We start from the raw sequence: 20,993 nt of genomic DNA, 5'->3' as shown, positions 1-20,993 counted from the left end.
GCAAAAAGGCGGGCCGCTTCGAAGTCAGGAGCGGCCCGGACCCTGAAATGTCGCATGCCCCGGCCCGCCGATTTTTCGCCAGCGTAGCGCTCTGCGCCACGATTGCCGGTTTTTCCGTCAGCATCGCCGCCGGTTTCGATCTGCCGCGGAAACGCACCGACCTCTCCGAGGCCGATCTGAAACGCGTCGCCGCCGTCACCCGGCCGACAGCGGATTTTTCCAAGGCCGAACAATACGAAGCCATGCAGGCAGGGGCTACGACCTCGATAGACCCTGTCACCGAAGACAGCTTCTCGCATATTTCGGCCAATATCCCCTTCGAGGAAGAGCAGAATTTCAAGCTCGGCAACGCGCTCTTCCGCAAGCTCTGGGTGTCCGCTCCCTCCTCGACGCAGGCTTCCGATGGTCTCGGGCCGCTGTTCAACGCCCGCTCCTGCATGAGCTGCCATGTCAATGACGGCCGCGGCAAACCACCGGAGGGAGGCCCGAGCGCCACCTCGATGTTCCTGCGGCTTTCCCGCGCCGCCACGACGCCGGAGGAAGAAAAGGCGGTCGCAAGTGCCGATGTCGTCAATTTTCCCGATCCGGTCTACGGCCATCAGCTGCAGGACCTTGCCGTTCCCGGCCTTGCTGCAGAAGGAAAGATGGCGATCAGCTACCAGGAAGAGAGGGTGACGCTCGGCGACGGCGAGACCGTATCGCTGCGCCTGCCGAGTTATGCGGTGACGAACCTCGGTTATGGACCACTCCACCCCGCGACGACGATTTCGCCGCGTGTCGCCTCGGCGATGATCGGCCTCGGACTGATCGAGGCCATTCCCGAGGCCGATATCCTGGCCCATGCCGATCCTGATGATGCCGACGGCGACGGCATCTCCGGCAAGGCAGCAATCGTGCGCGACCACCGCAGCGGCAAGATCGCGCTCGGACGATTCGGCTGGAAGGCACAGAACGCCACGGTGCGCGACCAGAGTGCCGATGCCTTCGCCAACGATATCGGCATCTCGACGCCCGATCACCCGGATGCGCAGGGCGATTGCACCCGGGCCGAAGAGAAATGCCGTGATATGCCAACCGGCGTGCAGAAGCGGCTGGGCGCCGAAGAAGCGCCGGGGCCCATTCTCGACCTCGTCACCTTCTATTCCGGAAATCTTGCCGTTCCGGCGCGGCGCAAGGCGAGTTTCCCCGAGACGCTGCAGGGCAAGCGGATCTTCTACGAAAGCGGCTGTATTTCCTGCCATCTGCCGAAATTCGTCACCCGCCGGGATACGCCGGACAAGGCACAGTCCTTCCAGCTGATCTGGCCCTATTCCGACTTTCTTCTGCACGACATGGGCGACGGGCTTGCCGACGGGCAGCAGGTCGGCCTTGCAAGCGGACGTGAATGGCGCACGCCGCCGCTATGGGGTATAGGACTGACCCGAACTGTCAGCGGACACAGCTTTTTCCTGCATGACGGCCGTGCGCGTGATCTCACCGAAGCGATCCTCTGGCATGGCGGCGAAGCTGAAAAGGCCCGCAACGCTTTCTCCTCCCTGCCGAAAGACGACAGGGCGGCCCTGATTACATTCCTGGAGTCACTTTGATGCGCCTTTGGCACCCCCTGCTCTGCCTTACTCTGATCGGCCTCGCGACATCAGCGGTCGCCCAGACGGCCACTCCCCCGGCAGGGCTGAACGAGGATGCCGTTCCCGCCGTCATGCAGCGCGCCGTCGACGAGGTGATCCGTCCCGGCTATCGCAACATGCAACAATCGGCCGCTCGGCTGACGACGGCGATGAAGGATCTTTGCGCCGACGGCACGCAGCAGACGCTCGACAAGGCGAAGTCCACATTCGACGACACGATCCGCTATTGGTCGATCATCGAGATCGTCCAGACCGGACCTGTTATCCAGGACAATCTATTCGAGCACATCCTGTTTTATCCCGACCGTAAGGGCGTCGGCCTCAAGCAGGTGCAGGCGCTGATCGCCAAGGCCGACCCGAAGGATGCGACCGTTGATGCGATCGCCGGCAAGAGTGTTGCGTTGCAAGGCCTGACGGCGCTGGAATACGTCCTTTATGGCAACGGCTCCGACGATCTCGTCGGGCAGAAGGGCAGTTTCCGCTGCCTTTACGGCGAGGCAGTCGCCGGCAATATCCAGCGTGAGGCCGGCGAAGTCGTCGCCGCCTGGGAAAAGCCCGACGGCGTGCAGGCGAGCTGGAAACATCCAGGCCCGCAGAGCAATGATTTCATGGACAACAAGGAAGCGGTGACCGCGCTGCTCGGCATTCTGGTCCATGGTGCGGAAAATGTCCGCGACCAGCGGCTGGAGCAGTTCTACAAGGGCAAGGACACCGCGCCGCGGCCGCGTATGGCGATCTACTGGCGCTCCAAAAATACCTGGAAATCGATGGCCGCCAATCTGGAGGGCCTGCGCACGCTCTGGCAGAAGGCCGGCATGGCCGAACTTCTGCCGCCGGACAAACAGCCGATCGCCGCCGCGATCGACGAGGACTTCAAATCGCTGCTCGACAGCGTGCCGAAGCTCAATCCCGACATCGATGTCGCCACAAGCGATGCGGAGAAGGCCAAGCTCGATACGCTGCTTGCCGACAGCCGCGACCTGATCACCAGGATCAGCGACGAATATGGCGCGGCGATCGGCCTTTCGGCCGGCTTTTCCTTTTCGGACGGAGACTGAGACGATGATGCAAAGTGCCGCGATCGACCGACGCAGCTTCGTCAAGGCGGCGGGGCTCGGCTTCCTTGCCACCTTGACGCCAAGGTCGCTGATGGCGCTGGAGCGGGCCGATGCGGTCTATGCCTCGGGCATTAGGACAGCCGACGGCTCCTTTGCCATTGCGACCGTGACCGAGCGCGGCGAGATCGTCGATCAGGTGGCGCTTCCCGCCCGCGCCCACGGCATGGCCTTCAGCGCCAGCACCGGCAAGACGGTCGCCTTCGCGCGCCGGCCCGGCACCTATGCGATGATCTTCGATTCCTGGAACAAAAGCGAGCCGATCGTCATCAACTCCAGGGAGGACCGGCATTTCTACGGCCACGGCGCCTTCTCTCCTGACGGCCGTTTGCTCTACGCCAGCGAGAACGACTTCGACGGCAATCGCGGCATGATCGGCCTCTACGACGCCACCGACCGCTTCACCCGCATCGGCGAATTCGAAACCTACGGCATCGGTCCGCACGACATGACCGTGTCCGACGACGGACGCCTGCTGATCGTCGCCAATGGTGGCATCGAGACGCATCCGGATTTTGGCCGCACCAAGCTCAATCTCGGGGAGATGCAGCCGTCGCTGGTGCTGATCGATGCGGCGACCGGGGCGCTAGTCGAAAAACATGTGCTGCCGGCGGAATGGGCAGAACTCTCCACCCGCCATGTCGATCTCGATAGCGCGGGCCGCATCTGGTTCGCCTGCCAGTATGAAGGCCACCGCAAGGATTTGCCGCCGCTTGTCGGCCATTTCGCCAAGGGGGAAGATCTTTCCTTCATCGACCTGCCGGAGGAGACGACGCGCAGGCTTGCCAATTACGTCGGGGCGATCGCCGTCAATCGCAGCGAAGGTCTCGTCGGCATCACCTCGCCGAAGGGCGGCGCCTCGGTGACCATCGACGCAAGGACGGGCAAGATGCTGACTGAGACTTCCATTCCGGATGCGGCGGGCATCGCCCCGGCCAGAAGCGGCTTTGCCGTCTCCTCCTATGACGGCGATTTCCTGTCGACCCGCAGTGACGTCGCCTGGGATCAGCACATCGTGCGGATCTAATCACGGAAGCAGAGTTTTAGCTGGCACGCGAATAGGCTTTCTGCTCGGCGCTGACGCTCGATGCCGCGGCCCTTGCCGCCTCATGCAGCCATTCGTTTCCCCGCGCCGCCAAATCCTTCAGGATCGCCGCAACGGCCGCCGCATCGTCGGAATGGCAATTGGCGATCTCGAAGCCCATCAGTTCGAGCATCGTCGGCGAAAGCAGGATCTCGGGGTGTTGGTCGATTTCGATCTTGCAGCTGTTCGGCGAGAGCCGGCGCACGAGGATACGGCCGGAGACCCGATAGTGAGGATCGGCTGAGCGCGCCCGTCCATTGGCGATCTCGCCCGCATGGATCGCCACGTCCTGGGGCCTGTGGCGAAGCGACCAGACGGACGGCAGCAGCGCCTTTGCCTCGCGCAGTACCGGCCCACCCTGCCATTCGGCATAGGCGACGAAACGCGGCCGGCCAAGACTGCCGGTGCCGCCGCTGCGCGGCTTCGGCACGAAGGGTCCCGTCCCGGACGGCAGCGCGCCTGTGAGCGCCTTGACATAGGCTGACGGTGGCGGCTTGCTGCCGGGAAGCAACATTTCGTATTTCTCCCAGAATTCCCGCCGTTCGGAATTCGGCAGTATCAGCGCCTTGCGCAGCCATTTGTGGTCGCGCTCGAGGATGACGGGCAACGGATTTTCGAGGCCCCGGCGATAGCCGCTCAAGATCAATTCGCCGATCATGCGAACCGAGGGACCGTCGTCGCCGCGCGCCAGGATGGCGCTTGCCGCAAGGCGAACGAGATCAAATGCATAGGGCATCACCGCCGCGTCGTCGAAATCATTGACGCCCCAGACGAGCCGGCCCTCGACATCGCGCCAGGTGCCGAAATTCTCCAGATGTGTATCGCCGATCGCCAGCACCTCAGGCGCGCCTTTAAGTTCCGGGCAGATATCGAGGATGATCTCGCACCAGCGCCAATAGGTAGCGCGCAGGAAGACGAAATCGCCGCTTCGCATCTTCTCGTGCTTCTCCCGCAGATCGTCCTTGACGAGATCGTCGCCGAGTTCGCCGGCCAGCCAAGTCTCGAAATTGCGGACCGATTGCGATATCGTCGTCATGCCGGCACTCCATCATTTCGCGACGCGATGCGGAGAATACGCGCGCCGCGCGAAGCTGCAATCGTCTTCGCATCGGATCGCCACAATCGACCGGTACTGGCCAGCGGTACCAGCGTGCACGGCGACGGAAAGGTGAAAGGTTGCCCCGGCGACACGGTCCCGGGTTTCCATCGCCGCCCAGACCGATTTCAGCAATGTCCAGCTTGTCGAATGCGGCGCGCCATGCCAATTTCGCGGCTGCAAGAGGGGCAGACATGAGCGAGACTGACAGGGGCGATTTCCGCGCGCGAATCCGCCGTAATTTTGCGCGGCAGGCGGCGATGGAAACGATCGGCGCGGAGCTGACGCGCGTCGAGCACGGCGTCGTCGAGATCGAACTACCCTTCGACGTCAAACTGACACAGCAGCACGGAATCCTGCATGCGGGCATCATTTCCGCAGCGCTCGATTCGGCCTGCGGCTTTGCCGCCTATAGCGTCATCGACCCGGAAGCCTCGATCCTGACGATCGAGTTCAAGGTCAATCTCATGTCGCCGGGGCGGGGCGATCGTTTCCTGTTTCGCGGGGAAATCACCAAACCCGGCTCCACCATCATCGTCGCCGACGGACGAGGCTACGCGATCAGCGACGGGCCGGCGAAACTCATCGCCTCCATGACCGGAACGATGATGGTGATCCGCGGTAGAGAGGGCATTACGGGATGAAGTTCGAACTGAAATCGGTCGCGGGGAAATCCATCCTTTTCGTCATGGCGGCGGAGGCCGAATACGGTCCCTTCCTGCGTTCGCGCATCGAACCTCTGATGACCGGCGTCGGCCCGGTCGAGGCGGCCATCGCGCTGAGCAAGACATTGGCGCGGCTGGATGCTGTCGACGACCTGCCCGATCTCGTCGTGTCCCTCGGCTCGGCCGGCTCCGCGAAACTGGAGCAGACCGAAATCTATCAGGTGACCTCGGTTTCCTACCGCGACATGGACGCCTCGCCGCTCGGCTTCGAAAAGGGCAAGACACCCTTTCTCGACCTGCCCGCAACGCTCGATCTGCCGCTGCGCATTCCCGGCATTGCCGAAGCAAGTCTTTCCACCGGAGGCAACATCATCTCGGGCGCCGCCTATACCGGCATCGACGCCGACATGGTCGATATGGAGACCTATGCGGTGCTGCGGGCCTGCCAGGGCTACAAGCTGCCGCTGATCGGCCTTCGCGGCATTTCCGACGGCGCCGTCGAGCTGCAGCATATTTCGGGCTGGACCGAATATCTGCACATCGTCGACCGCAAGCTCTCCTATGGCGTCGACAGCCTGTTCACGGCGCTGGAGGACGGGGTTTTCTGGTTCTGAGCCCATGAACGCGCCGCACGTCTTTTTAGACGCGCGGGGGACAATCGGAACAATAAAAACCCGATGCCGCCGATTTCCCGGATTGCAAGGCGAAGCGCTTTTCATTAAAGCCTCGCCATGACCCAGACAGCACATCCCGACTCCGTTCTCATCGTCGATTTCGGCAGCCAGGTGACCCAGCTCATCGCACGACGCGTGCGCGAGGCCGGCGTCTATTGCGAGATCGTTCCCTTCCAATCGGCCGAAGAGGGCTTCCACCGCCTGCAGCCGAAGGCCGTGATCTTGTCCGGCAGCCCGGCTTCCACGGTGGACGAGGGATCGCCGCGAGCGCCTCAGATCATCTTCGACAGCGGCCTGCCGGTGTTCGGCATCTGCTACGGCCAGCAGACAATGTGCATGCAGCTCGGCGGCAAGGTCGAAAGCGGTCATCACCGCGAATTCGGCCGCGCCTTCCTCGAGGTCGACAGGGACTGCCAGCTGTTCGAGGGCCTCTGGTCCTCCGGCTCGCGCCATCAGGTCTGGATGAGCCATGGCGACCGCGTCACCGCGCTGCCGGATGGTTTCGAGGTGGTCGCCACCTCCTCCAACGCACCCTACGCCTTCATCGCCGACGAGAAGCGCAAATATTACGGCGTGCAGTTCCACCCGGAAGTCGTGCATACGCCTGATGGCGCCAAGCTGATCGGCAATTTCATTCACAACATCGCCGGCATCAAGGGCGACTGGTCGATGTCGGCCTATCGCCAGAAGGCGGTCGAGCAGATCCGCGCGCAGGTGGGCGACAAGCGTGTCATCTGCGCGCTTTCGGGCGGCGTCGACAGCTCCGTCGCAGCCCTGTTGATCCACGAGGCCGTCGGCGACCAGCTGACCTGCATCCTCGTCGACCACGGCTTGATGCGCAAGGACGAGGCGGCCGGCGTCGTCGCCATGTTCCGCGAGCACTACAATCTGCACCTGCTGCACGTCGATGCCGCCGATCGCTTCATTGGCGAACTCGAGGGTGTCAGCGACCCGGAAACCAAGCGCAAGATCATCGGCAGGCTGTTCATCGAGACCTTCGAGGAAGAGGCCAAGAAGCTCGGCGGCGCCGATTTCCTCGGCCAGGGCACGCTCTATCCCGACGTGATCGAAAGCGTTTCCTTCACCGGCGGCCCGTCGGTGACGATCAAATCGCACCACAATGTCGGCGGCCTGCCGGAGCGCATGAAGATGCAGCTCGTCGAGCCGCTGCGCGAGCTCTTCAAGGACGAGGTGCGCGCGCTTGGCCGCGAGCTTGGCCTGCCCGACAGCTTCATCGGCCGCCACCCTTTCCCAGGCCCCGGCCTTGCGATCCGCTGCCCCGGCGGCATCACCCGCGAAAAGCTGGAGATCCTGCGGGAAGCCGATGCGATCTATCTCGACGAAATCCGCAAAGCCGGCCTCTACGACGCCATATGGCAGGCCTTCGCCGTGCTGCTCCCCGTCCAGACCGTTGGCGTCATGGGCGACGGGCGCACCTATGAATTCGTCTGCGCGTTGCGCGCCGTCACCTCGGTCGACGGCATGACGGCGGACTTCTACCACTACGACATGGAATTCCTCGGCCGCGCCGCGACCCGCATCATCAACGAGGTGCGCGGCATCAACCGCGTGGTTTATGATGTGACGAGCAAGCCGCCCGGCACAATCGAGTGGGAGTGAGGGGAGTACCGCCGTCGGGCCCACCCCAACCTTCACGACTTTGTGGCCTTCAAATATTCGGTCGCGCGCTGCTCGAAGTTGTTAGAGCGCCGTGAGTCCTTTCGGACGCACGAAGGACGCTCTAACACTTTGAATCTACGCATCGTGCTTTAGCTCTTTGTCTTTACGCATGTCGTTATCGCAAAACCGCTGCACACTTTTGCGCGACATGCTTTAGCGCGCGCGACCAGTTCTCGGCGTCGATCCGCCCCGATCTCCTCCGGATCGGCCATACGCTGGAGCGGCGTCATCGCGCCGTAGGCCTTCTGGCCTTCCCCGCCCAGCGCCTCTTTCGCGAGTTCTGTCGCCGTCGCCCCGGGTGACAGCACGTTGACCCGGATGCCGGTGCCCTTCAGGTCCTCAGCCCAGGTCCGCGCGAGGTTGCGCACTGCCGCCTTGCTTGCGCTGTAGGCCGTAAATCCCGGTGCGCCCGTGGTGCCGGCGCTCGATCCGGTCAGGATGATCGAACCGCCCTTACCCATCAGCGGCAGCGCCTTCTGGACCGTGAAGATCGTACCCTTCACATTGGTGTCGAAGGTTTCGTCAATGTGCTGGGCGGTGATCTTGCCGAGCGCAAGCTGACTTCCCGCCCCGGCATTGGCGAAGACGATGTCGAGGGTTCCGCGCTCGGCCTTCACCGCCGCGTAAAGCCGCTCGAGGTCGCCCAGATCGGAGACCGAGCCCTTCACCGCACGGGCATTGGGCCCTAGGTCGGCCACTGCGGCGTCGAGCGCTTCCTGCCGGCGGCCGAAGATGAAGACGAAAGCGCCCTCCTCGATGAAGCGTTTGGCTGCGGCGCGGCCGATGCCGGTAGCGCCACCGGTGATCACGGCGGTCTTTCCATTCAGTCTGTTCATGTCATGCATCCTTTGGTCGTTCGGGGACGCCCCCGAGAGCCTCAAAATAGGTTCGCCGAAGTCAGGCGTTGAGTGCGGAAGCGCGCACATGGGTGGTGCAAAATCGATCCGGCCGGACGACTGACGCCAGCCGCGACGATGGGTGTGCGCCGTTTGGAATCGGGCCGTCCTTGCCTACATAGGCTATGATGACCGCCCGCACTGCTGTACGATGCGTTAGATACTGGCTTGGGAAGGCGCACCGCGCGGTGCCGGATTGCACCATGATTGACTGGGATGACATTCGCTACTTTCTGGCCGTGGCGCGCGGAGGCTCGGTGCGGGCTGCCGCCAAGGGCCTCGGAGTGAATCACGCGACCGTGCTGCGACGCATCGCACAGCTCGAGGAACGCCTCGGGGCGCAGATGTTCGAAAAGCTGCCTTCGGGCTACCGCCTGACGGCTGCGGGCGACGAGGTTCTCGAACTCGCGAACCAGATGGAAGCGTCGTCGCACCAGCTGGAGACGCGCGTCTTCGGGCGCGACCAGAGTGTGCGCGGGCTGCTGCGGGTGACGTTGGCTCCGACCCTTGCGACACACCTCCTGATGCCGGACCTCGCCGATTTCGCGCGTCAGCATCCTGATATCGAGATGGAAGTCTTGTCGTCCGGCGAGCTGGCAAATCTGACCAACCGAGAGGCCGATGTGGCGATCCGCGTCGTTTACGACCGCAAAACCCTGCCGCTCAATCTTCACGGCCTGAAGGGACCGGATATATTCGGCGGTATCTACATGTCCCGCGATCTGCTGGCAGCGTGGCGTGCGGGCGCGCCTGATCCCATCCGGTGGATCGTCATCAGCATGCATGGCATTCCGGATTGGGCCAGCGAGGGTGAGGTTCGCACTACAGGGGTTCCGTTCAGGACCACGGACGGCGAGGCGCAGATCGTTGCTGTACGGCAAGGGCTCGGGATGACGACGCTGCCGTGCTTCGTCGGAGATGCCGATCCGCTATTGGTAAGAGTGCCCGGCAGCGACCTGCACATGCATGGAACGCTCTGGCTTCTCACGCAGGGGGAGACACGCAAGACGAAGCGCGTCCGGCTCTTCACGGAGTTCGTATACCACAGGCTCGCCGCATACGCTCCGCTTCTCGCGGGGCTGCCCATATCGCGCGACTGACGCCCGGCAGGCCGCCGGCGACGCTTGCCGTCATCCGGTCGGAAGCCGCGCTGCGATTTTCGTCTGGCAAGTCGCGAGATCAAGCAGGAACGTAGGTCAACCTGATCACATCCTCGCCAATCCGGTCATGAGCCATCAGGTGGAGCGGCGGCCGGGGTCCGGCGAAATATGGCTTGCCGTGACCGAGCACGACGGGGTGCAGGTAGATTCGATACTCATCGATCAGGCCAAGTTCGGTCAGGCTTTGCGCCAAATTGGGGCCGGCAACTTCGATCTCGCCGTCGCGTTCCGCCTTCAGTTCGCGGATCGCGGCCTCAAGATCTTCCCCAACAAGCGTGGCCTTGGGACCGACCGACGCCAATGAGCGCGAGACGACCCATTTCGGTTGGCTCCGCCACGCCGTCGCGAAAGCCTGTCGCTCTGCATCCCATTCAGGATGTTCGTCGTCCCAGTAGCGCATGACCTCATACATCTGACGACCGTACACACTACCCGCCTGCCGCTGAGCCTCTTCGATGAAGTGGCGGAAGAGTGTCGGGCTTGGCGCAAACGCCATATGATCGACGTAGCCGTCCAGGGACTGGTTCATTCCGAACACAAGCTTAGCCATCTTCACTTCCTTTCCTAAAACGGCATATCCGCGCGCAGACCTGCTTGCATTATGCAATCGGTTGGAAGTTAGCTCAACTGGTTTTATATCGCAATTGGTTTTTGAAGTGCACATAGATCCGCGAGCTGATGGTCGCCAACCGACCGGCCTGAGGTGGACAACGACCTGTCCGCTATCAGCGATCAGCATGGACAAGCCGCCGTCAGAGGGACGCTATTTCAGCGGCAGAAACAGCTCCGCCACCGCCTCATGCTCCGCCACCTCCGGGAAGAAGCTCAGCCGTTGGCAATAGATCGGGAAGTTGCGTGCTTCCTCGCCGCTGGCCGGAAGCCAGTCGCGATAAAGGTAGAGCGCGGCGGGCTCCAGATTGTCGGTGTTGCCGACGACACGCAGCACCGCGCAGCGCCCGCCGGGGATCTCGCCGGCTTTGATCTCTTCGCCGTTCGCCTCGATTGGTTGGCTGATCCCGACACAAAGGTCGACGCTATAATCGGCAGGCGACTGAGGACGCCGCTCGGAGCGCCAGACGTTGAAGGTCGGACTTGTCCTGGGGTGCAGGCCAGCGGCCTTGCGCCAAGCGATGAATCGCTGGATGGTGGCGCCGAGCGTCGCCGGGTCGCCCCGATGCTCCATGATCGCCACCGGCGTGGCAGGCACATTGCGAATTATCACGTCTTCAGCGATGAAAGTCTTCTGCATGAGCTTGCTCCTTGCATTGTCGAGAGGCCCGAAGGCGGCAAGCCACGGCTCCCATTCGGGAGATTTCCGGAACGACGAAGGCGATTGCCCGAACCGTTGCCGAAAGGCGCGGGCAAAGGCATCCGGTGCGTCGTAACCGGCATCCATCGCTATATCGGTGACGCGTTCTTCGTCCCTGTAAGCCAGCCGGTATGAAGCGCGCTTCATGCGGGCAAGCTGGATATAGCGATACACTGACAATCCGAAGGTCGCCGTGAACTGCCGGTGGAAATGAAATTTCGAGAAGGCTGCGACACTGCTCAACACGTCAAGATCGAGATCGTCATCGAGGTGCCGGTCGACATAATCCAGCACTCGCTGCATCCGCTCATGATAGTTCCGAAGCGCTGCGGTCATTCGTCTTGGTCTCCGTGGCAGCTCAAACTAGATCCCTCAGGCAACGCAGCGCTCGACCGATCTTGCGGTTTGGCATGGATCAGCCGGCGTGCGGCCCGATCGGAGCACTTGCGATCCTCGCCCGGCACTGTTATTCGCATTTCCATCTTAGAGGAGAATGCCTTTGTTTGCCGTCGCAACGATCCAGAATTCACCGGCTGCGGCGGTAGGGATGAAGGCGCACGGCATCGTGACCGAGAGCTGATCCTCGCTCTATCGCTCGGCCTTAGCGCGCCCAATGCTGGCGCATGTCTAATGTCGAGAAGACTATGATCATCGAACTAACCACTCGTGACTTCGAAGCGCTGCTAAAGGGCATCGCGCCTCGCAATCTGCGCCTTGTCCAAGACAGCGCAATTGCGCCTCCTGAGATATTGGAGATGTTGAACCGCCTCGCGACTGACATAGGCGCTGAATTCTCGCCGTCGGCCTGGATGATCGTGGAGGATGGCGAGATCGTCGGCCTCTGCTCCGTCGTTCGGGTTCCACAAGATGGAAACATCCATATCGGCTATGGGCTTGCGCCCTCACGCCAGGGTCGTGGATGCACCACGCGGGCCATAGGGCAGTTGCTGGAGTGGGCGCGGCATGACCCTCGCGTCGCCCTGGTCTCTGCGGAGACCGGGGTCGACAACATCGCGTCCCAGCGCGTTCTTGAGCGCAATGGCTTTATCCGTATCGGCGAGCGTATCGATGCCGACGACGGTCCGTTGATCTGCTGGGAAGCGATGACGGTCTAATTTTGCGGGCCGGATAAGCCCGCACAGGAACGGCCGGCCAAGGTTCAGTCACCTCGGCCGGCCGTTGTCATGGAGGAAATGACGACTGCGGATCCGAAGCCGGCTTCAGCGGCCGTAGGTGACCTCGACGGAGGCCTTGTCGAGCGTATTGGCCCTGACATAGAAGCCAACCATGGCAGCCGGGGCGGTCTCGGGAAGCGGGAGCTTGTCCACCGAGAGCGCGTAGACGGTGAACTGGTAGTGGTGCGGCTGATCGCCGGCCGGCGGGCATGCGCCGCCATATCCAGACATGCCAAAATCCGTGCGACCTTCGACAGTGGCTGCGGGAAGCTTTTTGTCACCGCTGGCGCCGGTGACAATCTCCGAGGCATTTGCGGGAATGTTGAAGACCGACCAATGCCACCAACCCGAGCCTGTGGGAGCATCCGGATCGTAAGCCATGACGGCGAAGCTTTTGGTCGCCTCAGGCGCACCCGACCAGGTCAGTTCCGGCGAGATGTTCTTGCCGGCGCAGCCGAAGCTGTTGAAGACCTGCGCGTCGGCCATGGACTTGCCGGCGGCCAGATCCTTCGAGGTGAGCTTCATTTCGGCTTGTGCGGCCGTCGCGCCAAAGACGGACGTAGCGAGAAGTACTGCTGTGATAAAACGCATGCTGTTTTCCTGCGGTTGATAATGCAAGAAAACTATCGTCACCGCGCAAGCGCATCTGCCCCGCTACGCTCAACTTCTGCCCCGATCCGCTCAAAACGCTCAGAGCCACCCCGGACATGGCGCGGATTGACGCCGAACCGCTCCTTGAACCGCGCCGCGAATTGAGAAGGAGAGTCGTAACCGACCTCAAGCGCAATCTGCGCCATCGGCAGGGTTGTGGTTTGAATGAGGCCCAAGGCGCGGTTCATTCTTGTATCGCTCAAGATCTCAGTAAAGCCGGTACTTTCGGCGGCGAGCTTCCGCCTCAGCGTCGCTTCACTCATGTTGAACGAGCGCGCCGCGTGCCCCAGCGTCCAATCAAAGGCCGTATCGCTTTCAATCATCTGCCGCAGCCGGTCCTCGAGCCGAGGACTTTGGCATTGGCCCAGCACCGCTCCGCCGAGCGCAAACCAAGTGATGAGTTCGAGCAACCGCGCCTTGGCAATGGCGCCGGGAAGCCTCGTCAGATTGCCGGGCTGACAGCAATAGTCAAACAATGCCGCAGCTTCTTCCGGCAGGTCCGAGGTGCCTGCCGGGACAGGCCTTGATGGGACGGCAATCGACCCCATCCTGCTATAGGCTTCGTCGAACAGCTGTCGCGGAACGGGAAGCGCCAGGGTCTGATACTTCTGCGGCGCCTTGGGAATGTTCTCCATCGTCAACGGTCGATAGTCGGGCAGCAAGCCATAAGCGCCGGCTTCGAGGCGCAAAGCCTTATCATCGGCCATGACGATCTTGGTTCCCGACTGCACCTGTATCAACAAGGGGCTCGTATTGACGAGACGATAAAAACAGGCCCGCCCACCCTGACGGATCAAAGCCCTGGCCGGAACAGGAAAGACGTCGTCGAGCATATGTTCTCCGCAAAAGGATGGAAGCTCGGCGAGCGGTGGCCTCTATAGAGCGCGCGCCGCCTCGCTGGCCTCTTTCATCGGGAATATCAAAGCCGGATGCCAGCGGCAACATTCAGCCCAAGGCGCAGGATTTGAGCCCGTGCGACTGGCCTGAAATCGCCGTCGAGACTTGCCAGCGGCAGCTTGAGCCCAGACCGCATTACCGCCCGTCAAATCTGCGCACATAATCGACCAAGGCGCGCAGCTTCAGCGGCTGCCGTTGGCGCCTGGGGTAGTAGAGATAGAAACCCGGGAAGGGTGGACAGAAGTCCTCCAGCAGCGGCACGAGTTCGCCGCGTTCGATATAGGGCTGGAAGGTCTCCACCATACCGAAGGTGATCCCGGCCCCGGCGCAGGCCATGCGGATCATCATTCCCATGTCGTTGGTCGTAATGGTGGGATCGACGGAGACGTCGAAGTCGCGATCGTTTTCGGTGAACTCCCAGCGATAGGGTGCCGTATCCGGGCGTGGTCGCCATCCGATGCAGGCGTGGTTCTGCAACTCGCCGGGGTGGCGGGGATGGCCGCGGCGCTCGAGATAGCTGAGGGATGCGGCGGCGCATTGTCGCTGCTCTTCGGAGACTGAAATTGCGATCATGTCCTTTTCGATTATTTCGCCGAGCCGAACGCCCGCGTCGAAGCCGGCTTCGACGATATCGAATTCGTCATCGGTGATGGTGATATCGAGTTTGATGTCAGGGCAGGCTTCCATGAAACCGGCCAGCAAGGTGCCGGAGAGGAAGTTCTCGGCGATCGAGGAAACGGTGATCCGCAGCAGACCGCTCGGGCGCGCCTGCATTTCTCGCACAGTCTGCATTGCATCCTTGACCTGCCGGACCGATGGACGAACCGCGTCGAAGAACACTTCACCGGCTTCGGTCAGGCTGACGCTGCGCGTCGTGCGCTGGACCAGGGCAACGCCAACCCGATCCTCAAGGCGCTGCAGGGCCTGGCTGACGGCGGAGCGGGTGACGCCAAGCCGCTCGCCGGCAAGCCGGAAGTTCCGCGCTTCGGCCACCGCAAGAAAAACTGAAATGCCTTCGAGATCATCGACCATTGGTTAGTATTTCTAACCAAGGCATCCTGGATTGGCAACTTAATCGCCGCGGATCGGCACGCTATCTTTCAAGTCGAGATCAACGCCAAGACGCACTCATCGGCAGATCTTCTTCGAAAGGCAAGGCAATGCGAAAGATTTTCAAAAGCCCGGTCCTTCAGCTTTTCACGGCGGTCACCCTGGTTGGCGCGGCGACCAGTTCGTCCGCTACCGATGGCGTGAACCGCCGAGATCAGCAGCAACAAACAAGCGAGAACAGAATGCAGCAACATCCCTATATCGGCATGTGGATGACGGATGATGGCCGCGTCCGCCACGAACTTCTGCCGAATGGCCGTTACGACGAAGCCCGCGGCAACCGCGAAAGCGCCTATCGAGGACGTTACGAAGTCAGCGGAAGCCACATCGAATATTGGGATGACACGGGCTTCACGGCCGACGGCGATTTCGTCGACGGCGATACCCTCCATCATGGCGGCATGGTGCTTCGGCGCAAATGATGTGCCGCCTGAAAGGCAACACCACACAGGAGAAGGCCGCGTTTGCCGGCCGGAAAGGATGACGATCATGTCTTCCCCAACACCCATCTGGTTCATCACCGGCGCATCGTCCGGCCTCGGCAGGGCACTCGCCGAAGCCGTGCTGGCCCGTGGCTGGCGCGCCGCCATGACGGCGCGCAGACCCGAGACACTGGCAGATATCAAGGCACAACACGGGGACCGCGCGCTTGCCCTTGCACTCGATGTGACGGACAGCCGCTCCATCGCCGGCGCAGTCCGTGACGCCGAAACGCATTTCGGTGCGATCGACGTCCTCGTCAACAATGCCGGCTACGGCTACCTCTCAGCGATCGAAGAGGGCGATGATGCCGAGATACGCGCCCAGTTCGAGACCAATGTGTTCGGACTGATCGCCATCACCAAGCAGATTCTGCCGGGCATGCGCCGACGCCGGCAAGGGCATATCTTCAACGTCTCGTCGCTCGGCGGGCTCGTCGCTTTTGCTGCAACCGGCTATTACCATGCCACCAAGTTCGCGGTCGAAGCCCTATCGGAATCGCTTTCCCATGAGGTCAGGCCGCTTGGCATCGATGTGACGATCCTCGAACCCGGCGCCTTCCGCACGGATTGGGCCGGCCGATCGATGGTCGAATCCAGCACGATCATCGAAGACTATGCCGAAACATCCGGCAAGCGCCGCCAGGCCACCCGCTCGGTCTCCGGCAACCAGCCGGGCGATCCCGCGCGCGCGGCAACCGCGATCATATCGGCGTTCGAGGCGGACGAACCGCCGCTACGCCTGCTGCTCGGCGCACCCGCCTTGAAGATCGCCCGCGAACGGCTCGATGCGTTGCGCGCAAATTTCGACGCCTGGGCGGAGACGACGCTCAGCGCCGATTTTCCAAGCTAACCGTAACGAAAATCTCACCTGCAAAAATGGAGCTTGAAATGTCTGATATCAAAGGGAAAGTCATTGCCATCACCGGCGCCAGCAGCGGCATCGGAGAGGCCGCGGCAAAGGTGCTGGCTGCCGCAGGCGCCCATATCGTCATCGGCGCCCGCCGCACCGAGCGCCTGGAGGAACTCGCCGGCGAAATCGCCGCAAAGGGCGGGTCGGTGCGCCGGCGACAGCTTGACGTCACCGACCGTTCCCAGGTGGAAGCCTTTGCAGGCTTCGCCCGCTCCGAATTCGGACGGCTGGACGTTATCGTCAACAATGCCGGCGTCATGCCGCTGTCGCTACTCGACGCCCTCAAGGTCGACGAATGGGACCGGATGGTCGACGTCAATATCAAGGGTGTTCTCTATGGCATTGCGGCGGCGCTTCCGATCATGAAGGCGCAGGGATCAGGGCAGATCATCAACCTGTCTTCGATCGGCGGCCACAGCGTCTCTCCGACGGCGGCTGTCTATTGCGCGACGAAATTCGCGGTACGGGCGATCTCGGACGGATTGCGGCAGGAGTCCGATCGTATCCGCGTCACCGTCATCTCTCCGGGCACGACGACATCGGAACTCGCCGACACCATCACCGATCCGACGGCGCGTGATGCCATGAAGGCTTTCAGGGCGATCACCATCAGCCCCGAGGCCGTCGCCAATTCGATCCTCTACGCCGTCAGCCAGCCTGATGATGTCGATGTCAGCGAGATCATCATCCGACCGACAGCCAGCCCCTATTGATCCGCTGAGATTGCTGCCAAAGTAATTCCAGCAAAAGTGTAGAGCGGTTTTGCCAGGCAAAGCGCGAAGCGATTTTGCCGGGAATTGCGGAAAACGAAAGAACCTCCGCCGCCTAAAAACCCAGCGACTGCTGGGCGGGCGGCGGCGGTGCAAGGTTGACGCCTTCGAGCTCCAGCATGCGGGCCTTCGATGACGAACCGCCGGGCGCGGAGAAGCCCCCGATCTTGCCGCCGGCCGCAAGCACCCGGTGGCAGGGGATGATCAGGGCGACAGGGTTCTTCGCCATCGCCTGGCCGACGTCGCGGGCGGCTTCCGGCCCGACGCCGAGCTCCTTGGCCAGCGCGCCGTAAGTGGTGGTGCGGCCCCAGCCGACACGCCTTGCCGCCGCATAAATATCCCGGAAGAAGGCATCCTGGCCGGCAAGATCGAGTTCGACGCCGGAAAAATCCGTCTCCTCGCCCTGGAAGTAGCGTTTCACGGCGGCGACCGTCTCGAGCACGCCAGGCGTCGGCGCGCCGGCTTCGGCATCCGGCAGGCGGCGCAACAGCAACCGTTCCGTCGCTTCCGCTGACTTGGTCGGCAGTTGGAAACGGATGATGCCGGCGTCGCTCCAGGCAATACCGCAGAAACCGCCCGCGGTTTCGAAGATGAGATAGTGGTGCGTTGTCTCAGCCATGACACAGCCTCCGCGTTTTCGATGACCTTCAAAATCGTATGGGACGGCCGCTGTTTCAACCCGTTTCTTGCGCGCGTCAGGCTTCCAGGAAATATTGCGATGCGCCCCTGCATTGTCGACCGACTAGCCACTTCACCCGGTCCTGAGCGACGTTTCGGATAAGTGTGGCCCCGAGCATGTCGGGAAATTATGTTCTCTTTTTGTTCTTGATGTTGTTTCCTTGCAGAGTATCTTCGTCGCGTTTTGAAAACGACGAGGCGGGTCATGACGACCTGAAACTCCATGAACCAGATGCCCTTCGACTTCGGAGACGACAAAAATGGTCGCGGACGGCGGAACGAAAGCTACGTCAGCGGACACCGACTTTTCTTTGCGCTCTGCCCTCCTGATGCCGTCGAGCAGCAGGCGGCCGCAATCGCCGATGACTATCGTCGAGCCTTCTCCCTTTCCGGGATGCCGCGCCTGACGACATTGCATGTGTCGATCATCTGGGTCGGCGACTATCCGAGGCTGCCGGAGGATGTGGTCTTCGCGGCACGACAGGCCGGCGCCACAGTCGAGAGTGCCCCGATCGCAATAAGCTTCGACCGGATCATGCGATTCCCGCAGGCGCGTTCGCTTGTGCTTTGCGGCGAAGGCGGACGGAAACCACTGACACGGCTGCACGTCCAACTGGGCGTCGGCATGTACAATGCCGGCTTGCGGCACAATGTCGGCCGCGACTACAAGCCGCACATGACACTTCTCTATGACCGCAAAGCCGTGCCGCCGACGACCCTCGACACACCCGTTTCATGGACCGCGTCCGAATTCCTGCTCATCCACAGTGTTCTCGGAAAAACCGAACATCGGATCATCGATCGCTGGCCGCTGCTCGGCTGAGGCAATGATGTCTTCGGACCACGCTTGCGCTTGCCCCATTTCCGCTCATATAGCTCGGAATGCCTAACCGGGCGCTGGTTGTAAACGGGAACGAAGACAGCATGGACGTTTCAGAGATCATCATCCCTGGAGATACGCCGGGAACGGAGTGGCGGTTGCCGGTGCTGCGCTTTAAAGGCCACGATCCGAAGGCGCCGAAGGCCTATATCCAGGCGGCACTGCATGCCGGCGAGCTGCCGGGAACGGTGCTGCTGCATTTCCTCTGCGAAAGGCTGCGGCAGGCGGAAAGCCAAGGTGGGATCGCCGGCGACATCACCATCGTGCCGCAGGCCAATCCGATCGGTGCGGCGCAATCGCATTTCGGCGAGCTGCAGGGCCGTTTCGACCTGGGCTCACGCACCAATTTCAACCGGGATTTTCCGCTGATCTCGATTGTCGATCGCACCACGCTGACCGAAGATCTCGATGATTACCCGGCTACCGACAGATTGAAGAGGCAGCTGCTGCATATGGCGCTTGGCGCCGATCTCGTGCTCGACCTGCATTGCGACGACGAATCCCTGCAATATGCCTATATCGACGAGGCCTTCTGGCCGGAGGCCGCCGATCTTGCCGCTTCACTCGGCATGGAGGCCGTGCTGCTTTCGGATGGCGAAAGCTCGGCCTTCGAGGAGGCCGTCGGCTTTGCATGGAAATATGAGGTTCCCGGCGAACGCCGGCCCCGTCTGCCCGGCAAACTCTCCGTCACCGTCGAGCTGCGCGGCAAACGCGACGTCGATCCGGTGCTGGCGAAAAAGGATGCGGATGGGCTCTGGCACTTCCTCGCGGCACGGGGGACCGTTGGCGACGAAAAGCCCGCGGCAATGCCATTTTCCGGTCCGGCCGTGCCGCTCGACAATGTCGAGATCATCCGCACGCCAGAAGGCGGAGCCGTGCTCTTCCATCGCGACATCGGCGAGAGGGTTGCCGAAGGCGACCGCCTAGTGACGATCGTCACTAGGCCGGGGCAGCCGGGCGGCAGCATCGAGCTCACCGCGCCGCAGGACGGGCTGATCCTGACCCGAACCTCCGACAGGCTGGTGCGGCGGCGCGGCGACCTGATGAAGATCGCCTGTGACGAACCCAGCAAGGCTTCCCGCAAGGCCGGCACGCTGGAGAATTGAACGGGGCCGGTTTTGTCCGGCTGCGATTGTCGACGCGCTCGGGGATAAAACGTCGCACGGCGTTTGCGCCGGCCTTCGTGCATGTTATCTCGCTGCTATCACAGGGAGATCGATCGGGCATGGCCGTCACCATCTATGGCATCAAGAATTGCGACACGATGAAAAAGGCGCGCAGCTGGCTGGAAGAACATAGCGTCGCCTATGAGTTTCACGATTACAAGGCACTCGGTATCGACCGCGCCCATCTCGAAGCCTGGATCGACCAGGCCGGCCTCGATACTGTGCTCAACCGCGCCGGCACTACCTTCCGCAAATTGCCCGACGCCGAGCGCGAGAACCTCACCCGGGAGAAGGCAATCGCCCTGATGCTCGACCAGCCGTCGATGATCAAGCGGCCGGTGCTGGAAGTGAAGGGCAAGCTGCTGGTCGGCTTCAAGCCGGAGATTTACGCCGGTACGTTCGGAGGCTGACAGGCGGCCCGCTGAACTCACGAGGGAAAGAGATGTCCAAGACTACGCGCGCGACACAGCTTCTTTCGCAGGCAGGCGTCGCCTTCACCGTTCATGCCTATGACTACGACCCCAATGCCGAGCGCGTCGGGCTGCAGGCGGCCGAAGCGCTCGGCGAGGCGCCGCATCGGGTGCTGAAGACGCTGATGGCGGAGGTGGACGGCAATCCGGTCTGCGTCGTCGTGCCGTCGGACCGCGAGATCAGCATGAAGAAGCTTGCCAGCGCCTTTCACGGCAAATCGGCCAACATGATGAGGCCTGCCGATGCCGAGCGGCTGACGGGTTATCATGTCGGCGGCATCAGCCCGTTCGGCCAGAAAAAGACCGTGCCGACGGCGATCGAGGAAGCCGCACTTGGCGAACCGCTGGTCTATATCAATGGCGGGCAGCGCGGGCTGCAGGTGCGGCTCGATCCGAAGCATGCGTTGAAGGCACTGAAGGCTGTCGCCGCGCCGCTGATTGCCTGATCGGAGCATGATGCCGAAAAGTGTGAGCGGGTTTCGGACGACATCATGCTC

Annotated in this window: 22 protein-coding genes and 1 pseudogene; 15 read left to right on the top strand and 8 right to left on the bottom strand. The window is 62.2% G+C overall.

The genetic code is table 11. The features are described from left to right. The first annotated feature begins 47 nt into the window (after positions 1–47). Genes AC245Y_RS23595 through AC245Y_RS23585 form a run of 3 tightly spaced genes read left to right on the top strand, consistent with a single transcriptional unit; the run spans position 48 to position 3,770 of the window. Positions 48–1,586 carry a di-heme oxidoreductase family protein gene (locus AC245Y_RS23595; RefSeq protein ID WP_012759824.1) on the top strand — a complete coding sequence of 513 codons (1,539 nt, stop codon included), beginning with the start codon at positions 48–50 and terminating at the stop codon, positions 1,584–1,586. After that, positions 1,586–2,686, top strand: coding sequence for an imelysin family protein (locus AC245Y_RS23590; protein ID WP_026157542.1), 1,101 nt, complete (start codon positions 1,586–1,588; stop codon positions 2,684–2,686). The genes AC245Y_RS23595 and AC245Y_RS23590 overlap by 1 nt, the downstream gene beginning before the upstream one ends. 4 nt (positions 2,687–2,690) lie before the next feature. Continuing rightward, a complete protein-coding gene (locus AC245Y_RS23585; protein WP_017995778.1) occupies positions 2,691–3,770 on the top strand; it encodes a DUF1513 domain-containing protein in 1,080 nt (359 codons plus the stop codon). 16 nt (positions 3,771–3,786) lie between these two features. Here AC245Y_RS23585 and AC245Y_RS23580 read toward each other — a convergent pair whose 3' ends face one another. Beyond that, the gene (locus tag AC245Y_RS23580) at positions 3,787–4,863 is read right to left on the bottom strand and encodes a DUF2252 family protein (RefSeq protein ID WP_017995777.1); all 1,077 of its coding nucleotides are present in this window, start codon (positions 4,861–4,863) and stop codon (positions 3,787–3,789) included. A gap of 254 nt (positions 4,864–5,117) precedes the next feature. Here AC245Y_RS23580 and AC245Y_RS23575 point away from each other — a divergent pair, with 254 nt between their 5' ends. The 3 genes from AC245Y_RS23575 to guaA all read left to right on the top strand — a co-directional run bounded on the left by AC245Y_RS23575 (position 5,118) and on the right by guaA (position 7,882). After that, complete coding sequence (locus AC245Y_RS23575) at positions 5,118–5,567, top strand: PaaI family thioesterase (protein ID WP_003544704.1); 450 nt, start codon at positions 5,118–5,120, stop codon at positions 5,565–5,567. After that, positions 5,564–6,202, top strand: a complete 639-nt coding sequence (locus tag AC245Y_RS23570; protein ID WP_012759820.1) for a 5'-methylthioadenosine/S-adenosylhomocysteine nucleosidase — start codon at positions 5,564–5,566, stop codon at positions 6,200–6,202. The genes AC245Y_RS23575 and AC245Y_RS23570 overlap by 4 nt, the downstream gene beginning before the upstream one ends. A 117-nt stretch (positions 6,203–6,319) precedes the next feature. Continuing rightward, positions 6,320–7,882 carry a glutamine-hydrolyzing GMP synthase gene (gene guaA / locus AC245Y_RS23565; protein ID WP_017962899.1) on the top strand — a complete coding sequence of 521 codons (1,563 nt, stop codon included), beginning with the start codon at positions 6,320–6,322 and terminating at the stop codon, positions 7,880–7,882. Between the two features lie 245 nt (positions 7,883–8,127). Here the strand turns inward: guaA and AC245Y_RS23560 are convergent. After that, positions 8,128–8,778, bottom strand: a pseudogene (locus AC245Y_RS23560) (SDR family NAD(P)-dependent oxidoreductase); the annotation flags it as partial. A gap of 263 nt (positions 8,779–9,041) precedes the next feature. Between AC245Y_RS23560 and AC245Y_RS23555 the strand changes: the two are divergent. Beyond that, the gene (locus AC245Y_RS23555) at positions 9,042–9,938 is read left to right on the top strand and encodes a LysR family transcriptional regulator (RefSeq protein ID WP_017995775.1); all 897 of its coding nucleotides are present in this window, start codon (positions 9,042–9,044) and stop codon (positions 9,936–9,938) included. A 79-nt stretch (positions 9,939–10,017) separates the two neighbouring features. Here AC245Y_RS23555 and AC245Y_RS23550 read toward each other — a convergent pair whose 3' ends face one another. Both AC245Y_RS23550 and AC245Y_RS23545 read right to left on the bottom strand, forming a co-directional pair. Next, positions 10,018–10,548, bottom strand: a complete 531-nt coding sequence (locus tag AC245Y_RS23550) for a dihydrofolate reductase family protein (protein ID WP_012759815.1) — start codon at positions 10,546–10,548, stop codon at positions 10,018–10,020. A gap of 213 nt (positions 10,549–10,761) precedes the next feature. Beyond that, on the bottom strand, positions 10,762–11,643 hold the full coding sequence (locus tag AC245Y_RS23545; protein WP_017995774.1) for an AraC family transcriptional regulator: 882 nt from the start codon (positions 11,641–11,643) through the stop codon (positions 10,762–10,764). 287 nt (positions 11,644–11,930) lie between these two features. Between AC245Y_RS23545 and AC245Y_RS23540 the strand changes: the two genes are divergently transcribed. Continuing rightward, a complete protein-coding gene (locus AC245Y_RS23540) occupies positions 11,931–12,422 on the top strand; it encodes a GNAT family N-acetyltransferase (protein WP_017995773.1) in 492 nt (163 codons plus the stop codon). Positions 12,423–12,527: 105 nt separating this feature from the next. On the opposite strand, the gene AC245Y_RS23535 is transcribed toward AC245Y_RS23540, so the two are convergent. The 3 genes from AC245Y_RS23535 to AC245Y_RS23525 all read right to left on the bottom strand — a co-directional run bounded on the left by AC245Y_RS23535 (position 12,528) and on the right by AC245Y_RS23525 (position 15,062). Further along, positions 12,528–13,073 (bottom strand): YbhB/YbcL family Raf kinase inhibitor-like protein, encoded by a 546-nt coding sequence (locus tag AC245Y_RS23535; protein WP_017995772.1) that lies wholly within the window; start codon positions 13,071–13,073, stop codon positions 12,528–12,530. 38 nt (positions 13,074–13,111) lie between these two features. Beyond that, positions 13,112–13,966, bottom strand: coding sequence for a helix-turn-helix domain-containing protein (locus AC245Y_RS23530; protein WP_017995771.1), 855 nt, complete (start codon positions 13,964–13,966; stop codon positions 13,112–13,114). 199 nt (positions 13,967–14,165) lie between these two features. Next, positions 14,166–15,062, bottom strand: a complete 897-nt coding sequence (locus AC245Y_RS23525) for a LysR family transcriptional regulator (protein ID WP_017995770.1) — start codon at positions 15,060–15,062, stop codon at positions 14,166–14,168. 128 nt (positions 15,063–15,190) lie between these two features. On the opposite strand from AC245Y_RS23525, the gene AC245Y_RS23520 reads away from it, so the two are divergent. Genes AC245Y_RS23520 through AC245Y_RS23510 form a run of 3 tightly spaced genes read left to right on the top strand, consistent with a single transcriptional unit; the run spans position 15,191 to position 17,245 of the window. Beyond that, on the top strand, positions 15,191–15,562 hold the full coding sequence (locus tag AC245Y_RS23520; protein WP_017995769.1) for an Atu4866 domain-containing protein: 372 nt from the start codon (positions 15,191–15,193) through the stop codon (positions 15,560–15,562). Positions 15,563–15,620: 58 nt separating this feature from the next. Then, positions 15,621–16,472 (top strand): oxidoreductase, encoded by an 852-nt coding sequence (locus tag AC245Y_RS23515; RefSeq protein ID WP_017995768.1) that lies wholly within the window; start codon positions 15,621–15,623, stop codon positions 16,470–16,472. 38 nt (positions 16,473–16,510) lie between these two features. Beyond that, complete coding sequence (locus AC245Y_RS23510; protein ID WP_026157539.1) at positions 16,511–17,245, top strand: SDR family oxidoreductase; 735 nt, start codon at positions 16,511–16,513, stop codon at positions 17,243–17,245. A gap of 112 nt (positions 17,246–17,357) precedes the next feature. Here the strand turns inward: AC245Y_RS23510 and AC245Y_RS23505 are convergent, their stop codons facing one another. Next, positions 17,358–17,921: a methylated-DNA--[protein]-cysteine S-methyltransferase gene (locus AC245Y_RS23505; RefSeq protein WP_012759806.1), complete on the bottom strand. Its 564-nt coding sequence runs from the start codon at positions 17,919–17,921 to the stop codon at positions 17,358–17,360. 282 nt (positions 17,922–18,203) lie between these two features. On the opposite strand from AC245Y_RS23505, the gene AC245Y_RS23500 reads away from it, so the two are divergent. The 4 genes from AC245Y_RS23500 to ybaK all read left to right on the top strand — a co-directional run bounded on the left by AC245Y_RS23500 (position 18,204) and on the right by ybaK (position 20,942). Further along, the gene (locus AC245Y_RS23500; protein ID WP_017995766.1) at positions 18,204–18,803 is read left to right on the top strand and encodes a 2'-5' RNA ligase family protein; all 600 of its coding nucleotides are present in this window, start codon (positions 18,204–18,206) and stop codon (positions 18,801–18,803) included. Positions 18,804–18,904: 101 nt separating this feature from the next. After that, positions 18,905–19,966, top strand: coding sequence for a succinylglutamate desuccinylase/aspartoacylase family protein (locus AC245Y_RS23495; RefSeq protein ID WP_012759804.1), 1,062 nt, complete (start codon positions 18,905–18,907; stop codon positions 19,964–19,966). A gap of 119 nt (positions 19,967–20,085) precedes the next feature. Next, positions 20,086–20,436 carry an ArsC family reductase gene (locus tag AC245Y_RS23490; RefSeq protein ID WP_012759803.1) on the top strand — a complete coding sequence of 117 codons (351 nt, stop codon included), beginning with the start codon at positions 20,086–20,088 and terminating at the stop codon, positions 20,434–20,436. 32 nt (positions 20,437–20,468) lie between these two features. Next, the gene (gene ybaK / locus AC245Y_RS23485; protein ID WP_017995765.1) at positions 20,469–20,942 is read left to right on the top strand and encodes a Cys-tRNA(Pro) deacylase; all 474 of its coding nucleotides are present in this window, start codon (positions 20,469–20,471) and stop codon (positions 20,940–20,942) included. The last annotated feature ends 51 nt before the right edge of the window (positions 20,943–20,993 follow it).

Source organism: Rhizobium sp. SRDI943 (assembly GCF_057653695.1).
This window is presented reverse-complemented; position numbering and strand designations above follow the sequence as displayed.